Here is an 18,690-nt window from a genome sequence, read left to right as displayed (position 1 = left end):
TCTCCGATCGGGTCGACTTCGTTCAGTGCTGGGGGAGCGCGGCCTCGACCAGCAGCTCGACGGGGTCGTGCTCGTCGGCGAGGATGGCGCGCACGGCGCGCAGCAGCGGCAGCCGCGGCCACGCGTCGGGGGCACGCTGGTCCACCAGGCGGGCCGCCAGCGCGGCCGCGGGCACCCCCTCGACGGTCTGCTCCGCGCCCTGCATCGCCGCGAGCGCGGCCCGCGCGGTTTCGCCGCGCCCGATCCGGGTGCCATAGACCTTGTTGCGCCCGGACAGCCCGGTGACCTCGAGGTCGCCGACCCCGGCCAGCCCGACCGCGGTGTCGGCGCGGCCCCCGACGAGCTCGGTGAGCAGGACCAGTTCGCCCACGGCCTTCGCGAACACCGCGGCCTTGAGGTCGTGCCACGGCGTGCCGTCGCGTTCGGAGCGACCGTCGGCGACGCCGAGGGCGATCGCATACACGTTCTTCATCGGCGCGCACACCTCCACACCGACCTCGTCGGCGCTGCTCTCCGCACGGTAGCCGGGGGTGGCGACGCTCTTGGCGACCTCGGCGGCGAGCGCGCGGTCGGCGGCCGCGAACACGGCGGCGGTCGGCCGGCCCGCGGCGACCTCGTTGGCCTTGCACGGCCCGCCGACGGCGATCACCGGCGGGGGCGTGACGCCGCGCTCGGCGGCGGCGGCCCGCACCGCCTCGGGGAGCAGCCGGATCCGGCCCGCGGCGTCCGGCGCGAAGCCCTTGCTGGTCAGCAGCACCGCGCGCGTGCCCGCCATCGCCGGGGCCGCGCGGCGGGCAACCTCCTCGACGCCGCCGGAGGCGACGGCGAGCACCACGAGCTCCGCGCCGTCGAGCGCGGCGTCCAGATCGGCGGCGGTGAACAGCCGGGTCCCCGGCGCGAGCGGCACCCCGGTGCGGGGGTGCGGCTCGCCGGCCCGGCAGGCCGCGAGCAGGTGGTCGTCGAGCCAGGTGCCCCACAGCCGCACGCCCCACCCGGCGTCGCGGAACGGGGTGGCCAGCGCCGACCCCATCGCACCGGCGCCGAGGATCGCGACCTCGCGGGGGCGGGCCGGCGCGCCTGCGCTCATCGGACCGCCGCCCGGGCGCCGTCCAGGGCGACGAGCTTGGCCACCTTCGACGCCGACCGGCCGCCCTCGTACTCGCTGGCCAGCCAGGCGTCGACGATCGCTCGGGCCAGCTCGGGGCCGACGGTGCGCGCGCCGATGGCGAGCACCTGAGCGTCGTTGGACTTGCGGGCGCGCTCCGCGCTGTAGGTGTCCGCGGCCTGCGCGGCCCGCACGCCGGGCACCTTGTTGGCCGCGATGGCCATCCCGATCCCGGTGCCGCACAGCAGCACCGCGCGGTCGTGGGTGCCGTCGGCGACGCGCTGGGCGACCTGCACCGCGACGTCGGGGTAGTCCTCGCCGGCCGCGGATGCGGTGGCGGGCCCGTAACGGTCGACGCGGAAGCCCCGGGCAGCGAGGTGCTCGGCGAGCACCTCGCTCAGGGCGATCGCCGCATCGTCGTTGCCGAGGGCGATGGGCTTGTCGGACATCGAGCGCCTCCGAGGGTGGTCGGCCGCCCAGTGCGGCTCCAACACGAGAAACGTTGCCTTTAACAGTAGACACGTGAGATTTCTCGTTAGCAACCCTTGACACGGGGTTTCTCACGTGAATGATGTGCGGAACAACGCATGCCATGTGAGAACAGCGCCTTCGTTGGCGCGGACAGCGGAGGCGTCATGGCGGACACCACCCTGGAATGCCGCGGACTGGTCAAGGCCTTCGGCGGGGTCCCGGTCCTGAAGGGGGTGTCGCTCGCCCTCGACCCGGGCACCGTCACGGCCCTGGCCGGGGAGAACGGCGCCGGCAAGTCCACCCTGATGAAGATCGTGTCCGGGCTGGTGCGCCCGGACACCGGCGAGGTCCTGGTGGCGGGCCGCCCGCTGCACCGGGCCGATCCGCGGGAGGCCAGGGGCCTCGGCGTCGCGATCGTGCCCCAGGAGCTCGCCCCGATCAGCGACATGACCGTCTACGAGAACCTCTTCCTCGGCCGCGAGCTGCGCACCCGCGTGGGGCTGCTGGACCGCCGCCGGATGGCCGCGCAGGCCCGCGAGATGCTCGCCGTGTTCGACGTCGACATCGACCCCGCCACTCCGATGCGGCGGCTCGGCGTGGCGCTGTGCCAGCTCGTCGAGATCGTCAAGAACTCCAGCTGGGGCGCCCGGGTCCTGCTGCTCGACGAGCCCACCTCCGCCATCCCCGAGCGCGAGGTGGACCGCCTCTACGGCGTGGTCGGCAAGCTGCGCGAGCGTGGCGTGGCGATGCTCTACACCACGCACAAGATGGAGGAGATCCGCGCGGTCGCGGACCGGGCGGTGGTGCTGCGCGACGGCGAGCTCGTCCTCGACCGCGCGGTCGCCGACCTGGCCGACGACGAGATCGTGGCCGCGATGATCGGCCGCGAGCTCGGCGGGCTGTTCCCTGCGACCGTCGAGCCCGGCGGCGGCGCCCCGGTCCTCGAGGTCGACCGGCTGCACGTCGCCGGGTTCGCCGAGCCGGTCAGCTTCACCGCCCGGCCGGGCGAGGTCGTCGGGCTCGCCGGACTGGTCGGGGCCGGCCGCACCGAGCTCCTCGAGTCGATCTTCGGGGCGCGACGGCGGGTCGGTGGCGAGGTCCGCGTCGGCGGCCGGCCGGCGCGCCCGTCCCCCGCCGGGTCGATCGCCGCGGGCATGGCGCTGGTCCCCGAGGACCGCAAGGGCGCGGGCCTGGTGCTCTCGATGAGCGTGCTCGACAACGGCTCGCTGCCGCGGCTGCCGACGTTCTGCACCGGCGGCTGGCTGCGCCCGCGGCACCGGCAGCGGCGCATCGGCGAGGTCATGGAGTCGGTCGGGCTGCGCAGCCGCGGGCTGTCCCAGCAGGTGGCCACCCTCTCCGGCGGCAACCAGCAGAAGGTCGTGCTGGCCCGCTGGCTCACCCAGCACGTCGACGTCCTGCTGCTCGACGAGCCCACCCGCGGCGTGGACGTCGGCGCCCGCAGCGAGATCTACCGCCTCGTCGCCGAGCTCGCCGCCGCCGGGATGGCCGTCGTCATGGCCTCCTCGGACATGCCCGAGGTGCTCGGGCTGTCCCACCGGGTTCTGGTGATGCGCGGCGGCGCGGTCGCCGGCGAGCTCGACCGCGCAGCCCTCGATGCGCCCGACGTGCAACGCACGATCTTCCACCTCGCCGCCGGATCCGATCCCGAGACCGGCGAGCCCCAGCCCCTGACCACCTCAGCGCCAAGGACGGCCTGACATGACCGTGCAACAGACGAGCCCGCCCACCCCGACCCGCCCCGCAGAAGCCGCCACGGCCCGCCGGTTCCGCAGCACCTGGGTCCAGGACCTGCTCACCCGGCACGCAATGGTCGTGGTGATGCTGCTGGTCATCGCCTACTTCAGCTACCGCAGCGCGCGCTTCGGCACGCTGGAGAACTGGCAGACGATCGCGATCGCGGCCGCGCCGTTCGCGCTCATCGCGCTCGGCCAGACCCTGGTCATCCTCACCGGCGGCATCGACCTGTCCGTCGGCAGCGTCATCGCCGTCAGCGCGATGGCCGCCGCCGCCACCGTGAAGGACCATCCCGAACGGCTCGCCCTGGCCGTGCTCGTGGGCCTCCTCGTCGGGCTCGCCGCGGGCGCGGTGAACGGCTTCCTGGTCTCCCGGCTCAACGTCCCGCCGTTCGTGGCGACCCTCGGCATGCTCACCACGGGCTCCGGGCTGGCGTTCGTCATCGGCGCCGGCGCCCCGATCAACGGGCTCCCGGAGAACTTCGGCGCGATCGCCAACACCCGTGTCCTGGGCGTCCAGGTCCCGGTGCTCGTCATGATCGTCGGGATCGTGGCGCTCGCCCTGGTCATGTCGCGCACGGCGTACGGGATGCGCGTCTATGCCGTCGGTGGCAACCGGGTCGCCGCCGAACTCGCCGGCATCAAGGTCCGCCGCGTCCTGTTCAGCGTCTACGCCTTCAGCGGGCTGCTCGCCGGGCTCTCCGGGGTCATCCTCGCCTCCCGCGTGATCTCCGGTCCACCCACCCTGGGCACCGGCTACGAGCTCGACGCGATCGCGGCCGTCGTGATCGGCGGCGCCAGCCTGATGGGCGGGCGCGGCTCGATCTGGGGCACCGCGCTCGGGCTGCTGCTCATCCAGACCCTCAACAACGGCTTCGACCTGCTCACCGTCCCGGCCTACTGGCAGAGCGTCATCAAGGGCGTGCTCATCGTCGCGGCGGTGGCCGTCGACGTCTGGGCCAGCAACCGCCGTTCCTGAACCGCGGACCACGGAAGGACCCCACATGATCACGAAGTTGCGCCGCGCGTTCACCGCCGTCGGCACCGCCGCCGTCCTGACCACCAGCGCCGCATGCGGCGCAGGCGACCCCGCCGCCGACGCCGCCATGCAGATCGGCGTCACGGTCTACGACATGTCCTCGTTCATCAGCCAGGGACGCGAGGGCATGGAGGCCTACGCCGCGGCCCACGACATCGACCTGGTGTGGACGTCCGCGGGCGACGACGTCAGCACCCAGGCGAGCCAGGTCGAACAGCTGGTCAACCAGGGCGTCGACGCCATCATCATCGTCCCGGTGCAGGCCGACTCCCTCGGTCCGCAGCTCGCGCAGGCCGAGGCCGCGAGCATCCCCGTCCTCGCCGTCAACACCACGCTCTCGGCGGACGCCGGCCTCGCCGCGACCGTGCTGCCCGACGACGTCGCCGCCGGCGAGCAGGAGATGCGGATGATGGCCGAGCGCCTCGGCGGGCAGGGCGAGATCGTCATCCTGCAGGGGCCGCTGGGCTCCTCGCCGGAGCTCGGCCGCACCCGGGGGATCGAGAACGTCCTGCGCGAGTACCCCGGTATCCGGGTGCTGGCACAGGACACCGCGAACTGGGAGCGTGCCGAGGCCGTCAACAAGGTGAAGAACTGGTTGGCCGGCTTCGGCGACCAGGTCGACGGCATCGTCGCCGAGAACGACGACATGGGTCTCGGCGCGGTGCAAGCCCTGAACGAGGCAGGCAAGGACATCCCCGTCGTCGGTATCGACGGCATCGAGGACGGCCTGCGCGCGGTCCAGAACGGCGACTTCATCGGCACGTCGCTGCAGCACGGCCGCGTCGAGCTCGCCGCGGGCCTGGCAGTCGCGAAGCGCATCGTCGAGGGGCAGCCCGTCGAGGAGGAGTACGTCTACCGGATGCCGCCGGTGACCACCGCCAACGTCGACACCGTCATGGATCACGTCGTCACCGGCAAGGACGCCTTCCTGCAGCAGCTGCCGGCGCTGGTCGAGCGAAACCTCGGGACCGGTGACATCGCCGACGAGGAGCTCGCCGGCGGTGCCTGAGTCGCCGATCGGCTGCCGGGCCCGTGGGAGGATCGCCCCCGCGGGCCCGGCGGTCCGTGCCGACCATCGCCAGCGAATCAGGGGATCGATCGTGGACACCGACGAGCAGTCCTCGTCCCGGGCCTCGAAGCAGCGCACCCGGCAGTTCGGCATCGCAGAGACCGTCATCGCCGAGGGCACCGTCCGCATCGAGGCCCTGGCCGAGCGATTCGGCGTCAGCGTCATGACCGTGCACCGCGACCTCGACGAGCTCGAGAACCAGGGCGTGCTGCGCAAGACCCGCGGTCAGGCCACCGCCCTGGCCTCGAGCCTCTTCGAGTCCAACACCGCGTTCCGGCTCGGGCAGAACCAGGCCGACAAGGAGGCGCTCGCGCACGCGGCCCTGGACTACGTCGAGCCAGGCCAGGCCATCCTCATGGAGGACTCGACCACCGGGATCTACCTCGCTCGGCTGCTCCCCGCACGCGCCCCGTTGACGGTCATCACCAACTTCCTCAGCGTCGCCGCCGAGCTCGCCCGGGAATCGGGGATCACGCTCAACCTGCTCGGCGGTCAGTACTACGGGTGGTGCGACGCCACCATGGGCGGGATGACCCTCGCCGCGATCAAGGCCATCCGGGCCGACACCTTCATCACCTCCACCTCGGCGATCACCGACGACGTCTGCTTCCACCAGACGCAGGACACCGTGCTGGTCAAGCGCGCCATGTTCGAATCCGCAGCTCAGCGGATCCTCTACGTCGACCACACGAAGTTCGACCGCCGTGCACTGCACGCCCTGCTCCCCCTCACGGACTTCGATGTCGTCATCGTCGACGCCGCCACCCCGGCAGAGCACCAGCGTCGGTTGCGGCAGAAGGGCGTGGAGGTGGTGGTCGCTCCGTCGCGATCGCGCACCGGCACGGCCACATCTTCCGCCGGTCGGGAGCTGTCCGACTTCGGGCCGGACAGGTCGGCCTGACCCCGGACACCGCGGCGGCCTCGCTCGTCGTACGCGCCTGACTTGCTCGATCTGCGCATCTTCGTGACCTTGAAGTGCTTGCTTCGAGCAATTCCACGGGTCGAGGATGGCTCGGGCCCGATCACCGGGCCCGATCACCGCCCTCGACGAGGAGAGCCCTCCACGTGGACCTTCAACTCCTACTGGCACTGGTCCTCGGGATCGCGACCATCATCGTGCTGGTCCTGCGGACCCGGCTCGACGCGTTCGTGGCGCTGCTCGTCGCCGCGGTCGTCACCGGCGCGGTGGCAGGCCAGAACGCGGGCGACATCGTCTCCTCGATCACCACCGGCTTCGGCAACACGCTCGCGTCGATCGGCATCGTGATCGGCCTCGGCGTCGGGATCGGCAAGATCCTCGAGGTGTCCGGCGCGGCGGGCGCGCTCGCCCACGCGTTCCTGCGCCTCTTCGGCAAGGGCCGCGAACCGTGGGCGATGGCGAGCACGGGCGCCCTCGTCTCGATCCCGGTGTTCTGCGACTCCGGATACGTGATCATGAATCCGCTGGCGCGCTCGATCGCCCGCGCCGAGCAGCGCGGCTACGTCACGCTCGCCCTCGCGCTCGGCGCAGGCATGGCGATCACCCACTGCCTCGTGCCGCCGACCCCGGGACCGCTCGGCGTCGCCGGCATCATCGGCGCCGACCTGGGCGGTCTCATCCTCGTCGGACTGGTGTTCTCCGTGCTCCTCCTGCCGGTCGCCGTCGTGTACGCCAAGTGGCTCGGCCCGAAGCTGGAGAGCGAGGTCAGCCCGGCCGTGCGCACGGCGGTCTACGGGACGACCGGCGGGAGCGGCACCGCGCGCACCACCACGATCGAAGGTGGACCCGGTACCGAGGACGCGGGCGAGGCCGCCGGGACGCCGTCCGAGCTCGGCACTCCGCCCGAGGGCGCCCGGCCGCACCGGGTCGGCGCGCTCCTCGCGTCCGTCCCGCTGCTGGTCCCGTTGCTGCTCATCGTGGCGAACACGGTGGCCACCGCGATCGACCGCAACAACCAGGGTGCCCTGACCGGCGAGGGCTACGTCGCCTCCGACTGGGCCGCGGCACTCGCGTTCATCGGCAACCCGGTCATCGCACTGGTCATCGGGATCGCGCTCGCGGTCTACCTGCTGCTCCCGCGGTGGACGCCGCGCGGTCGGGTGCACAACTGGCTGGCCGACGGGGCGGCATCGGCCGGCCTGATCATCCTGATCACCGGTGCCGGTGGCGCGCTCGGCCAGGTCCTGCGGTCCTCGGGCGTGGGGGACGCGCTGGCCGAGGCGATCGCGGCGATCAGCCTGCCCGGCGTCCTGGTGCCGTTCCTGGTCTCCACGCTGGTCCGCCTGGCGCAGGGGTCCGGCACGGTCGCGATGATCACCGCGGCATCCGTGACGGCGCCGCTGGTCGGCTCGCTCGGGCTCAGCCCGCTGGTCGCGGCGCTGGCGTGCTGCGCGGGCGCGCTCGTGACGAGCTACTTCAACGACTCGTACTTCTGGGTCGTCACCCGGTTCACCGGGCTGGACGGGACGGCGGCGCTGCGCGGCTGGTCGGGGATCACCACGGCCGTCTGGCTGGCGTCGCTCCCCCTGCTGCTCGTGGCCGACCTCGTGCTCGGCTGACCGGTCGTGTCGGAGCTGCGCCGCGGTACCCGGTCCCGGCACGAGCGGCTGCTGGCGCTGCTGCGGGCCGGGACCACGCACGTCGAGGCCCTCGCCGCGGCGCTGGACGTCTCGCCGTCGACGGTGCGCCGCGACCTGGGCCGGCTGACCCGCCAGGGTGCGGTGACCCGGACCTACGGCGGGGCGGTGACGGCCGCGGCGTTCCACGAGCGCGAGCTCAGCGAGCGGGTGCGGCTGGAACCGGCCGCCAAGGCTGCGATCGGCGCGGTCGCCGCGGGCCTGCTGCCCGAGAGCGGCACGGTCTTCCTCGACTCCGGCTCGACCTGCGCCCGGCTCGCCGAGCACCTCCCGGGCCGCGACGGGCTCACCGTGGTGACGCGCAGTCCGGAGATCGCGCTCTTCCTCGCGGGTGCGGCCGGACTGGAGGTCGTGCTGGTGGGCGGGTCGGTCACCGCGAAGAGCCACGGGCTGGTCGGCCCGCTGGCGGCGCTGGCGCTGGACCGGCTGGTCGTCGATGTCGCCTTCCTCGGCGGCGACGCCGTGCACCCGGTGCACGGTGTCGGCGAGCCGACACTGCCGGAGGCCGCGGTGAAGGAGAAGGTCGCCGAGCGGGCCCGCCGGGTGGTCGTCCTCGCCGACGCCACCAAGCTGGCCCCGCACGCGGTGCCGTGCTGGGCGCCGCTGCCCGCGGGGTGGACGCTCGTCACGGACGAGGCCGACCCGGAGGTGCTCGACCCGTACCGCGCGGCCGGGGTGACCGTCGTCGGCGTCGCGCCGGAACGCCCCTGACGGCGTCAGGTGGTGGGCAGCGCCTGCCCGGCCGCGGCGCCCGTGCGCCGCTTCTCGCGGCGCGCGACGACTGCGGTGAGCCCGGCCGCCAGCAGGCAGGCCACGGCGCCCATCGCCAGCCCGGCGCGGCCGCCGAAGTGCTGGCTGACGTAGCCGGCGATCGGGCCGCCGATCGGTGTGGAGCCGAGGAACGCGACCGCCCACAGCGCCATGACGCGCCCTCGCATGTGCGGGGCGGAGGCCAGCTGCAGGGTGCTGTTGCCCGTGGACTGGAACGCCACGCTCGCGGCGCCGACCAGCGCCATCCCCACGAGCGCGACCACCAACGTGGGGGCCAGCGCGGTCGCCAGCATCGCGACGCCGAACGCGGCCGCCGCGACGGCGAGCGACCACATGCCGGTGCGGCCCCACGCGGCCATGCCGAGGCCGCCGACCACGGCGCCCACGCCCATCGCGGCGGTGAGGAAGCCGTAGGTGCTCGCGTCGCCCCCGAAGGTCTCGCTCGCGACGATGGGCAGGACCACCTGGAACTCGTAGGCGAGGCAGCCGACCAGCGCCATCATCACCAGCGGCACGGCCAGCACCGGGGTCCGCCGCACGTAGTCGAGGCCCTCCCGCAGCTGGCCGGGTGCGCGCGGGGCGGGCGCCGAGGGGGTGAGGGCGGTCCTGTCGAGGCGGGTCAGCGAGGCGATGACGGCGGCGAAGCTCGCCGCGTTGAGCAGGAAGCAGACGGCCATGCCGCCGGTGGCGATGACGATGCCGGCGAGGGCGGGCCCGACGGCGCGGGACACGTTGGCCAGCACCGAGTTGAGGCTCACGGCGTTGCGCAGGTTGTCGGGGCCGACGAGCTCCTGGACGAACGTCTGGCGGGCCGGGTTCTCGACGCTGCTCACCGCGCCGAGCAGGAAGGCGAGCACGTAGACGTGCCACAACGCCACGGTGCCGGTGGCCGTCAGCACGCCGAGCAGCACGGCCTGCGCGCCCATCACGGAGAGCAGGCCGACCAGCAGCGTGCGCTTGTCCAGCCGGTCGACCACCACGCCGGCGTAGGGGCCGAACAGGAGGATCGGCAGCGTCTGCAGGGCGACGACCAGCCCGACGGCGGTGGCCGAGCCGGTGAGCTGCAGGACCAGCCAGGACTGGGCGATGGTCTGCATCCAGGTGCCGGCCAGCGACACGGCCTGGCCGCCGATGAAGAGGCGGTAGTTGGGGATGGTCAGGGAGGCGAAGGTCTGACGGCGCAGGGCGTCGAGCGGGGCGAGCGCGCGCTCGCCGATGAGGGTCATCCGTTCTCCGTTCGGGGGGCGAGTTCGTCGGCCAGTGACTCGAGGGCGGACAGCGCGGCGAGCAGTTCGTCCGCGCGGGCCGGGGGCAGCGCGGCGAGCCGGGCGCTCAGCAGCTCGCTGCGCTCGGCGCGCAACCGCAGCTGCTCGATGCGGCCGGCCTCGGTGACCTCCACGAGGACGACCCGGCCGTCTGCGGGGTCGGGCAGGCGCCGGAACAGCCCGGCGTCCTCCAGCTTCGCGACGATGCGCGAGAGCATCGTGGGGTTGACGCCCTCGACGTCGGCCAGCTCGGAGATCCGGATCGGTCCCAGCCGCATCACGCTGGCCAGCACGGACGCCTGTGTGCGCGTGAGCTGGTCGCCCCGGGAGAGCCGGTCGAGGAAGCGGGAGATGCGCCCGAGCGCGATGCGCAGGCGGGCGACGTCGTCGTCGTCGAATCCCGCGGTCACGTGCCCTCCCAGATTATTTGTCTGCCGACAAGCAACTATACGCCTGCGCGGGAGGGTCGGGGCGCGAGCCGCGTCACGCCGGGCCGGTGCTCCCCCGGACGACGAGGTGGGTGGCCAGCTCCAGGCGCGGCGGCGGGTCGGGGATGCCGTCCTCGCCCGCGGCGAGCAGCAGCCGCACGGACTCGGCGGCCATCCGGGCCAGCGGCTGGCGCACGGTGGTGAGCTGCGGGGCCATGAGCTCGCTGAAGGCGATGTCGTCGAAGCCGACGACGCTGAGGTCCTCCGGGATGCGCAGCCCCCGCTCGGCCGCCTCCTGGTACACGCCGAACGCCTGCATGTCGGAGCCCGCGAAGATCGCCGTCGGCGGGTCTGGCAGGTCGAGCACGGTGCGGGTGCCCGCCCGGCCGCCGGTGGGCCGGAAGTCGCCGAAGTGCACGAGCCGCTCGTCGACCGGGATGCCGGCCCGGGCCAGCGCGGCGCGGTAGCCCTCGACGCGCTCCTGGCTGCAGACGAGCTGCGGGCGTCCGGAGAGCACGGCGATCCGCCGGTGGCCCAGCGCCACGAGGTGCTCGACGGCGCTCACCCCGCCCGCCCAGTTCGTGGCGCCGACCGTGGCGAACTCGGGCGCGCTCCCGCCGACGGGGTCGAGCAGCACGACCGGCGTGTGCAGCGCGGCCAACTGCTCGAGGGTCTCCGGCCCGGCCTCGCTGACCACGAGGACGAGCCCGTCGGAGCGGCGCGTGGCCAGTCGGTCCAGCCACCGGCGTTCGCCAGCGGGCTCCCCGTCCGCCGAGGTCACGGCGATCTGCGTGCCCGACCTGCGGGCCTCGGCCTCGGCTCCGCGCAGCACCTCGACCACCCAGGGGGAGTCGAGGCTCGGCAGCACCATGTCGACGAGCCCGACGGGGCGGCTGCCGCCCGACGCGCGCCGGCGGTAGCCGCGCTCGGCCATGATCTGCTGCACGCGCTTGCGGGTGGCCTCCGCGACGTCCGAGCGGCCGTTGAGGACCTTGGACACGGTCGGCACCGAGACCCCGGCGAAGGCGGCGATCTCCGCGATCGTCACGCGACGGCTGGGCATGAACCCTCCTCCGACCGAAAGTTTCGAGGACTACGAGCTCCAAGCGAACATGCTTGACGGGCGATGGGGCGCAACTTACCGTCAGCGCCGCAAGTCGCAAGTATTCGAAACTTTCGGCTACCGGAAGGGCTCCATGAGCACCGACGTGTCCCCGCGCGCCACCGTCGGCGAGCGGTCGCGGATCGACCGGCTCATCGCGGGCATGGGCCTCGAGGAGAAGCTCGCCCAGCTCGTCGGGCTGTGGGAGGGACGCGGCGGCTCGGGCGAGGGCGGCGACGTCGCCCCGATGCAGGACGCGATGCAGGCCGTGGAGAGCGAGTTCGCGGCGTTCGCCGCGCACGGCCTCGGCCAGCTCACCCGCCCCTTCGGCACGGCTCCGGTCGACCCGGTCGAGGGCGCCAGGGCGCTCGCCGAGAAGCAGCGGCTGCTCACCGCGGACACCCGGCTCGGGATCCCCGCCCTCGTGCACGAGGAGTGCCTCACCGGGCTCGCCGCGTGGAAGGCGACGACCTTCCCCGCGCCGCTCGCGTGGGGTGCGAGCTTCGACCCCGCGCTCGTCGAGGAGATGGGGGCGGCGATCGGGGCGTCGATGCGCAGCCTGGGCGTGCACCAAGGCCTTGCCCCGGTGCTCGACGTCGTGCGCGACGCCCGTTGGGGCCGGGTGGAGGAGTGCATCTCCGAGGACCCGTACGTCGTCGGCACGATCGCCACCGCCTACGTGCGAGGCGTGCAGTCCACCGGCGTGCTGGCCACGCTCAAGCACTTCGTCGGCTACTCGAACTCGCGGGCCGGGCGCAACCTCGCCCCGGTGCACGCCGGCCCGCGCGAGGTGGCCGACGTGCTCCTGCCGCCGTTCGAGATGGCCGTCCTGGACGGCGGCGTCGGCTCGGTCATGAACTCCTACGCCGAGATCGACGGTCTCCCGGTCGCGGCCGACGCCGCCCTGCTCACCGGTGTGCTGCGGGAGCGGTGGGGGTTCACCGGAACCGTCGTGGCCGACTACTTCTCCGTGGCGTTCCTGCACACCCTGCACCGGGTGGCCAACGACCTCGGCGACGCCGCCGCGCAGGCGCTCGCGGCCGGGATCGACGTGGAGCTGCCCACCGGCACCGCCTACCTCGAGCCGCTGGCCGAGCGGGTGCGCTCGGGTGCGCTGCCGGAGGAGGTCGTCGACCGCGCCTGCGCCCGCGTGCTCGCGCAGAAGGCGCAGCTCGGCCTGCTCGACCGGACGCCGCAGGACTACGCGGACATCGACGCCGCGGCGATCGACCTGGACCCGCCCGCGCACCGGACTCTGGCCTCCCGGCTGGCCGAGGAGTCGGTCGTGCTGCTCGCCAACGACGGCACCCTGCCGCTCGCTGCGCCCGCCCGCGTCGCGGTGGTGGGACCGAACGCGGACGACACCGCCGCCCTGTTCGGGTGCTACAGCTTCGCCAACCACGTTCTGCCCCAGCACCCGGGCTTCGAGCTGGGCCTCGACGTGAACAGCGTGCTCGACGCGCTGCGCGGTGAGCTGCCCGCCGCGGCCGTGGTGCACGCGCGCGGCGCGGACGTCGACACCGACGACACCAGCGGGTTCGCCGCCGCCGTCGCTGCCGCCCGCGAGGCGCAGGTGTGCGTGGCGGTGGTCGGCGACCGGGCCGGGCTGTTCGGCCGCGGCACCTCCGGCGAGGGCTGCGACGCCGACTCGCTCGACCTGCCCGGCGTGCAGCGCCGTCTCGTCGAGGCGTTGCTGGAGACCGGCACGCCCGTCGTGCTCGTGCTGCTCACCGGCCGCCCCTACGCATTGGACTGGGCGCTGGACCGCTGCGCCGCGGTCGTGCAGGCGTTCTTCCCCGGGCAGGAGGGCGCGGCAGCGGTGGCAGGCGTGCTCACCGGTCGGATCAACCCCTCGGGCCGGCTGCCGGTGAGCCTGCCGCGCTCGGTCGGCGCCCAGCCCTACAGCTACCTGCACCCGGCGCTGGGCGGGGCGAGCTCGGTGAGCAACCTCGACACCGCACCCGTGCGCCCGTTCGGGCACGGGCTGTCCTACACCACGTTCGCCCTGGACGACCTGCGCATCGACGAGGCCCGCGTGCCCACCGGCGGCGCGATCGTGGCCCGCTGCCGCGTCACCAACACCGGCGACCGGGCGGGCGCCGAGGTCGTCCAGCTCTACGCCCGCGACGTCATCGCCTCCGTGACGCGGCCGGTCGTGCAGCTGCTCGGCTACGCCCGCGTGCACCTCGAGCCCGGCGAGAGCGCCGAGGTCGTGCTCGACGTGCCGACCCACCGCCTGGCGTTCAGCGACCGGCGCATGGTCCGGGTGGTCGAGCCGGGCACGGTTCCCCTGTTCGTCGGCCGCAGCTGCGTCGACCCGGTGCTCACGGGCGAGGTGGAGTTGACGGGTCCGGTGCACGAGATCTCGACCGCCGACCGTCGGGTCGTGCGGGTGGAGGTCGACCGGGGCTGAGCCCGGCGCGGTCCCGACGCTCGAGATCGACGTGGTGGGGATCTGGGCGCTCGCGCAGCCCTGACACGTCGATGTCGGTGACCGAGGAGATCCCCGCGGATCTGCTCGCCGTCCGGGGTGAGCCGTCCATGATCCCGACTTTCGGTTGGCTGTGGTTGTCCGCACGACCACAGCCAACCGATACCGGGGATCTTCGCTGTGCAGCGGCGGCCGCGGGTGGGCGCGCGGCTGAAGTGGAGCGTCTAGTCGGTGACAGCTGTGACGTGCGTGCCGTCGTTCGTGGTGCACAGCACAAGGGCCGTGCCGGAGGTCTTGTCGGCCAGGAGCCCGCGCTCCCCGGCGCAAGGCTGGCGGGCGACGTCGCTGGACGCGAGGACCCGGACGCGCTCCGGCGTCTCCGCATGACGGAACTCGGCCAGCGTGACCAGGCTGCCGGAGCGTGTGAGGGCAAGAATGGGCGAATAGGTTCCCATGTCCATGGGTCCCTGCCAGCCGTCGAGGAGGCGGGCGCCGTCGACGTCCGCCAGCCCGACGACCGGGTCTCCCGGCTTGGGGGAGACGGCCCACCATCGGTCGAAGCCGCGGGAGAACATCATCACCACGGTGTCGCCCCACACCTCCGCCAGGTAAGTGGATCGGCTACGGACGAACGTGAGGTCCGGCGCCACATTCGCCTCCGGTGACAGCGTCCACTCCGGTGTTGAAAAACCGTCGATGCTGATGCTGGTCCGCGCTCGGTACCCCTTCCCGGCGCAGTCCATGGCGGTCTCCACCACGGTGGCGGAATCGGAGGTCGAACGAATCCGCACTGGGCCGCTGCTGCAGCCGGGCGGAGGGGCGGGTACGGGTGTCTCCGACGCGGCGAACTGAGGTGCCAAAGTCGGAACCCGGTAGGGCGGGGGCCGCGTCCCGCGCAGCTCTTCCGGGGTCGCCAGGTCGGGCAGGTTCACGACGGTGGCCAGGTCGGAGCAGTAGTCCACGAGTAGCTGTCCGGTCGACCCTCGTGGCCGGAGTACTCGGCGAGATAGGCACAGACTCCGTAGCGGCCGGACCGTGCAACGAGCTCGGCGTCGCTGCGCCGTACCGTCACGACCCCCCGATGCTCGGACGCCAGATGCGCGTACTGCGCCTGAGGAAGCCCCACCAGCCGCGGCGGAGACTCCACCTCGGCCGGTCCGAGGAAATACCATGCGACGGGACCCGCCGCGGGGGAGCACCGAACTGCCCACGACCTGTCCCGTGTAGGTGTCGACGGCGAGCAGGACGGTGCCGATCAGGACCAGTACGGAGCATCCTTCGCCGACCGCCACCTGGGTCAGCTCGGCCGTCTCCTGCCGGTGCACGGTGAGGGACCAGCGCGGGGTGCCGTCCCGCGCGTCGTGCCCGATGATGACGGAGCGCTCCGCGGACTCCTCCAGCGCGACGAGGGTGGCACGGGCCCGACCGTCGCGGCCGCAGGTGCTGAGTGCCGCCGGACCCGCGAAGTCGTGCTGCCAGGAGACTCGGGTCGGCTGTTCCGGCAGCAGGGGGATGTTGTTGCGGTCCCATTCGACCGAGCCCTCGTGGAGCCGGTCCTCCGGCACCGGCACGGACTCGGCGAGCGGCCCCCACCAGGGTTCGAGTGCCGCCATCCGCAGCTCGTTGGCCCCATAGGCCGTGCCTGCCCCCGACAGCCCGCCCACGAGCACCCCGACGAGTCCCGCGGCCATCGCTCGGCGGGCGGTCCTGGTCGGAGGCTGCCCTTCACCGTCCGCCGGCCCGGGTCCCATCCACGGATCCTGTCGGCGGACCAGCACCACGACACACAGCACCAGGACCACGGCAGCCGCCAGGGCACAGGCCAACGGGGCTGCCGGCGGGTTGGCCGGATACAGCCTGAGCCACCACTCGGGCGGGACGTCCCCGGGCCAGGGGTGAGCCCGGATCCGCTCCTGCGTCCGCCCGTCCAGCTCGACTTCCTCCCGTGGCGAGGTCTGGAAGCTCACGACCCCCGCCACCATCGCCGTGCCGCCGAGCAGGCCCGCCCAGGTCGTGTACCGGCGACCCCCGACCCCCACCAGGAGCAGCACCACCGCCGCCACCAACGGAGCCGACACCCACCAGGGGACGTGGCCGTAACCTTCCGGCCACGAGGTCCACGGGAGGACGAGCACGGAAACGACGAGCGCCGCGGCGGCCGCGAACGTGAACGGTGCCCACCACCGTGGTCGTCGAGGCCGTTCCGAACCTGCGTTCCCGGCCACGCGGCTCCCCCCGGATCAGCGAACGCTCCGCACGAGACGCTAGGAAGTGCGACGCAGGTCGATGTCGGGTGAACACCTGACACCCGCCGGTCGAGCGCGTGTGTGGCCGATCACGGGGTCACCGCGCCCCTGACAGCTTGTCGGGGTTGGTGACCGAGTAGATCCCGCAGATCTGCTCGCCGCCCGGCGCGAGGTCGAGCACCAGGACGGCGAACGGCGCGTCGCCCACGAAGAGCACCGCCGAGGGATCGCCGTTGACCCGCCGGTAGCGGACGGCCAGGCCGGGGGGCCGGGTGCTCGCGACCTCGATGAACAGCCCGGCGACGGCGTCGCGGCCGTGGACCGGGTGCAGGCTGACCGCAGGCCCCTTGCCACCGCCGTCGGTCCACAGGGTGACGTCCGGCGCGAGCACGGACATCAGTGCGTCCAGGTCACCGCCGAGGGCCGCGGTCAGGAACCGGTCGGTCGCCTCGCGTCGCCGCCGCGGGTCGGCCGGGTAGCGGGTCCGGCGGGCGCGGACGTGCTCGCGGGCGCGGTGGGCGACCTGCCGGACCGCCGTGGGGTTGCGGTCGAGCATCTCGGCGATCTCGGTGTACGCGAAGCCGAACGCCTCGTGCAGGACGAAGACCGCGCGCTCGAGCGGGCTGAGCGTCTCCAGCACGACGAGCAGCGCCATGGAGAACGACTCGGTGCGCTCGACGTGCTCGGCGCCCTCGTCGAGGGGCGTGACGACGGGCTCGGGCAGCCACTGCCCGACGTAGGTCTCCTTTCGCCGGGTGAGCGCGGCCCGCCTCGCCAGTGCGTGGTTGACCGCGGTGCGCACCAGGTACGCCCGCGGGTTGTCGATCGGCGCCCCGCCGTCGCCGCCCGCGCGCGGCACCCACGACAGCCAGGTCTCCTGCAGCACGTCCTCGGTGTCGGCGACGCTGCCGAGCATGTTGTAGACGATCGAGAACAGCAGCTCGCGGTGGTCGACGAACTGCTGGGTCGCCGCGTCCTGCGGCCGGATGCCGGACATCGTGAGAACCCCTTCCCAGCGGATTCCAGCACAGAGGGGTGCGGGGGCCCGGAACGTGACACGGGAGTGAGGAGCGTCTCAAGGCGGTCGCGCCGATGTCACGCTCGATGCGGTGCAGGCCTCCTGTCCCCGCGGGCCCACGATCCGGGTCCGCGGAACCGACGGGAGAACCGATGCGCACCTTGATCCGCGATGTCCGCGTCTTCGACGGCGATGTCACCACGCCGCGATCCGATGTGCTGATCGACGGCGACGGCATCGCCGCGCCGGACGCGCAGCCGGTGGACGTCGAGGTCGACGGCTCCGGCCGGACGTTGCTGCCGGGCCTGATCGACGCCCACACCCACGCCGTGGACGGCAGCCTCGCGCAGGCGCTGGCCCACGGCGTCACCACCGAGCTCGACATGTTCAGCCTGCCGTCGAACATCGCGCGGCAGCGCCTGCTGGCGGCCGAGCGCGACGACGTCGCCGACATCCGCTCCTCCGGGGTGCTCGCCACGCCGCCCGGCGGGCACCCGAGCCAGCTGCTGGACGCGCTCGACGGCGCCGCCCGTGCCGTCTTCGGTGACGCGGCGGGCGAGTTCGACACGATCACCGACGGCGGCAGCGCGCGGGCCTTCGTCGAGGCGCGGCTCGCCGAGGGCGCCGACTACCTGAAGATCGTCGTCGACGACGGCGCGACGGCGGGCGCATCGCTGCCGGCCCTCGCACCCGGCGTCGTGGCCGCGCTCGTCGAGGCGGCGCACTCCGCGGGCCTGCGCACGATCGCCCACGCGGTCACCGCGCGGGAGGCCGCGATCGCGCTCGACGCGGGCATCGACGGCCTCGCCCACGTGTGGTCCGACGCCGGAACGGCCGACTCGTGCGAACGGCTGGCGCAGCGGGTGGCGGCCCACGACGTGTTCGTGGTGAGCACGCTCGGCTGGTTCGAGGTATTGGACCAGCACGGCGGCAACGTCGAGGTCATCCGCAACACGCCCGTCGACGCGACCGACGGGATCGCATCCGCGGCCGGCCCGGTCGCCGTGGCCGCGGCACTGCGCAGGGCGGGCGTGCCCGTGCTCGCCGGCACCGACGCGACCCCCTTCGCCCCGGCCCACGGGGCGGGCATGCACCGGGAGCTGGAGCTCCTCGCCATGGCCGGTCTCACCAACGAGGAGGTGCTCGCCGCGGCGACCAGCGTGCCGGCACGGCACTTCGGCCTGGCCGACCGCGGCCGGATCGCTCCCGGGCTCCGCGCCGACCTCGTGCTCGTGGCCGGGGATCCGACCACCGACATCACGGCGACGAGCGCGATCGTCGACGTCTGGCGCCGCGGGGTACGTCGAACCCGGCCGTAAGCGGTCCATGATCCCGACTTTCGGTTGTCTGTGGTCGTCCGCACGACCACAGACAA

General features: G+C 73.3%; 15 protein-coding genes. 8 read left to right on the top strand and 7 right to left on the bottom strand.

Annotated features, from left to right (window positions below; translation table 11 throughout):
- Positions 1–22: 22 nt before the first annotated feature.
- A complete protein-coding gene (locus CFP66_RS08750) occupies positions 23–1,087 on the bottom strand; it encodes an NAD(P)H-dependent glycerol-3-phosphate dehydrogenase (RefSeq protein WP_094922039.1) in 1,065 nt (354 codons plus the stop codon).
- Positions 1,084–1,554, bottom strand: a complete 471-nt coding sequence (locus tag CFP66_RS08745; protein WP_094922391.1) for an RpiB/LacA/LacB family sugar-phosphate isomerase — start codon at positions 1,552–1,554, stop codon at positions 1,084–1,086. The genes CFP66_RS08750 and CFP66_RS08745 overlap by 4 nt, the downstream gene beginning before the upstream one ends.
- Positions 1,555–1,740: 186 nt before the next feature.
- Between CFP66_RS08745 and CFP66_RS08740 the strand changes: the two genes are divergently transcribed.
- From CFP66_RS08740 to CFP66_RS08715, 6 genes are all read left to right on the top strand, one after another.
- Complete coding sequence (locus CFP66_RS08740) at positions 1,741–3,294, top strand: sugar ABC transporter ATP-binding protein (RefSeq protein WP_094922038.1); 1,554 nt, start codon at positions 1,741–1,743, stop codon at positions 3,292–3,294.
- A gap of 1 nt (position 3,295) precedes the next feature.
- Positions 3,296–4,309 carry an ABC transporter permease gene (locus CFP66_RS08735; protein ID WP_094922036.1) on the top strand — a complete coding sequence of 338 codons (1,014 nt, stop codon included), beginning with the start codon at positions 3,296–3,298 and terminating at the stop codon, positions 4,307–4,309.
- A 25-nt stretch (positions 4,310–4,334) separates the two neighbouring features.
- Positions 4,335–5,378 (top strand): substrate-binding domain-containing protein, encoded by a 1,044-nt coding sequence (locus CFP66_RS08730; protein WP_094922035.1) that lies wholly within the window; start codon positions 4,335–4,337, stop codon positions 5,376–5,378.
- A gap of 91 nt (positions 5,379–5,469) precedes the next feature.
- The gene (locus CFP66_RS08725; RefSeq protein ID WP_198961324.1) at positions 5,470–6,339 is read left to right on the top strand and encodes a DeoR/GlpR family DNA-binding transcription regulator; all 870 of its coding nucleotides are present in this window, start codon (positions 5,470–5,472) and stop codon (positions 6,337–6,339) included.
- A 164-nt stretch (positions 6,340–6,503) separates the two neighbouring features.
- Complete coding sequence (locus CFP66_RS08720; protein ID WP_094922033.1) at positions 6,504–7,976, top strand: GntP family permease; 1,473 nt, start codon at positions 6,504–6,506, stop codon at positions 7,974–7,976.
- Positions 7,977–7,982: 6 nt separating this feature from the next.
- On the top strand, positions 7,983–8,765 hold the full coding sequence (locus tag CFP66_RS08715; RefSeq protein ID WP_094922032.1) for a DeoR/GlpR family DNA-binding transcription regulator: 783 nt from the start codon (positions 7,983–7,985) through the stop codon (positions 8,763–8,765).
- Between the two features lie 5 nt (positions 8,766–8,770).
- On the opposite strand, the gene CFP66_RS08710 is transcribed toward CFP66_RS08715, so the two are convergent.
- The 3 genes from CFP66_RS08710 to CFP66_RS08700 form a co-directional block, all read right to left on the bottom strand.
- Positions 8,771–10,051 (bottom strand): MFS transporter, encoded by a 1,281-nt coding sequence (locus CFP66_RS08710; RefSeq protein ID WP_094922030.1) that lies wholly within the window; start codon positions 10,049–10,051, stop codon positions 8,771–8,773.
- A complete protein-coding gene (locus tag CFP66_RS08705) occupies positions 10,048–10,500 on the bottom strand; it encodes a MarR family winged helix-turn-helix transcriptional regulator (protein ID WP_198961323.1) in 453 nt (150 codons plus the stop codon). Before CFP66_RS08705 ends, CFP66_RS08710 begins: the two co-directional genes overlap by 4 nt.
- A 73-nt stretch (positions 10,501–10,573) precedes the next feature.
- The gene (locus tag CFP66_RS08700; RefSeq protein WP_094922028.1) at positions 10,574–11,581 is read right to left on the bottom strand and encodes a LacI family DNA-binding transcriptional regulator; all 1,008 of its coding nucleotides are present in this window, start codon (positions 11,579–11,581) and stop codon (positions 10,574–10,576) included.
- Positions 11,582–11,714: 133 nt separating this feature from the next.
- Between CFP66_RS08700 and CFP66_RS08695 the strand changes: the two genes are divergently transcribed.
- The gene (locus CFP66_RS08695; RefSeq protein WP_094922027.1) at positions 11,715–14,033 is read left to right on the top strand and encodes a glycoside hydrolase family 3 N-terminal domain-containing protein; all 2,319 of its coding nucleotides are present in this window, start codon (positions 11,715–11,717) and stop codon (positions 14,031–14,033) included.
- A gap of 242 nt (positions 14,034–14,275) precedes the next feature.
- Here the strand turns inward: CFP66_RS08695 and CFP66_RS08690 are convergent, their stop codons facing one another.
- Positions 14,276–16,276, bottom strand: a complete 2,001-nt coding sequence (locus tag CFP66_RS08690; protein WP_143517176.1) for a hypothetical protein — start codon at positions 16,274–16,276, stop codon at positions 14,276–14,278.
- Positions 16,277–16,394: 118 nt separating this feature from the next.
- Entirely contained in the window at positions 16,395–17,294 is a 900-nt protein-coding gene (gene sigJ / locus CFP66_RS08685; protein ID WP_094922023.1) for an RNA polymerase sigma factor SigJ, read from the bottom strand.
- A gap of 173 nt (positions 17,295–17,467) precedes the next feature.
- On the opposite strand from sigJ, the gene CFP66_RS08680 reads away from it, so the two are divergent.
- The gene (locus CFP66_RS08680; RefSeq protein WP_094922022.1) at positions 17,468–18,634 is read left to right on the top strand and encodes an amidohydrolase family protein; all 1,167 of its coding nucleotides are present in this window, start codon (positions 17,468–17,470) and stop codon (positions 18,632–18,634) included.
- The last annotated feature ends 56 nt before the right edge of the window (positions 18,635–18,690 follow it).

This window comes from Pseudonocardia sp. MH-G8 (genome assembly GCF_002262885.1).
Classification (GTDB): domain Bacteria; phylum Actinomycetota; class Actinomycetes; order Mycobacteriales; family Pseudonocardiaceae; genus Pseudonocardia.
Note: the sequence above shows the minus strand (reverse complement) of the source record. Positions and strands in the feature narration are given on the sequence as shown.

Bases quoted from the DNA above. Each gene is read 5' to 3' on its own strand.
- CFP66_RS08710 (WP_094922030.1), bottom strand. From the start codon at position 10,051: ATGACCCTCATCGGCGAGCGCGCGCTCGCCCCGCTCGACGCCCTGCGC.
- CFP66_RS08700 (WP_094922028.1), bottom strand. From the start codon at position 11,581: ATGCCCAGCCGTCGCGTGACGATCGCGGAGATCGCCGCCTTCGCCGGG.
- CFP66_RS08750 (WP_094922039.1), bottom strand. From the start codon at position 1,087: ATGAGCGCAGGCGCGCCGGCCCGCCCCCGCGAGGTCGCGATCCTCGGC.
- CFP66_RS08740 (WP_094922038.1), top strand. From the start codon at position 1,741: ATGGCGGACACCACCCTGGAATGCCGCGGACTGGTCAAGGCCTTCGGC.
- CFP66_RS08745 (WP_094922391.1), bottom strand. From the start codon at position 1,554: ATGTCCGACAAGCCCATCGCCCTCGGCAACGACGATGCGGCGATCGCC.
- CFP66_RS08695 (WP_094922027.1), top strand. From the start codon at position 11,715: ATGAGCACCGACGTGTCCCCGCGCGCCACCGTCGGCGAGCGGTCGCGG.
- sigJ (WP_094922023.1), bottom strand. From the start codon at position 17,294: ATGTCCGGCATCCGGCCGCAGGACGCGGCGACCCAGCAGTTCGTCGAC.
- CFP66_RS08730 (WP_094922035.1), top strand. From the start codon at position 4,335: ATGATCACGAAGTTGCGCCGCGCGTTCACCGCCGTCGGCACCGCCGCC.
- CFP66_RS08735 (WP_094922036.1), top strand. From the start codon at position 3,296: ATGACCGTGCAACAGACGAGCCCGCCCACCCCGACCCGCCCCGCAGAA.
- CFP66_RS08680 (WP_094922022.1), top strand. From the start codon at position 17,468: ATGCGCACCTTGATCCGCGATGTCCGCGTCTTCGACGGCGATGTCACC.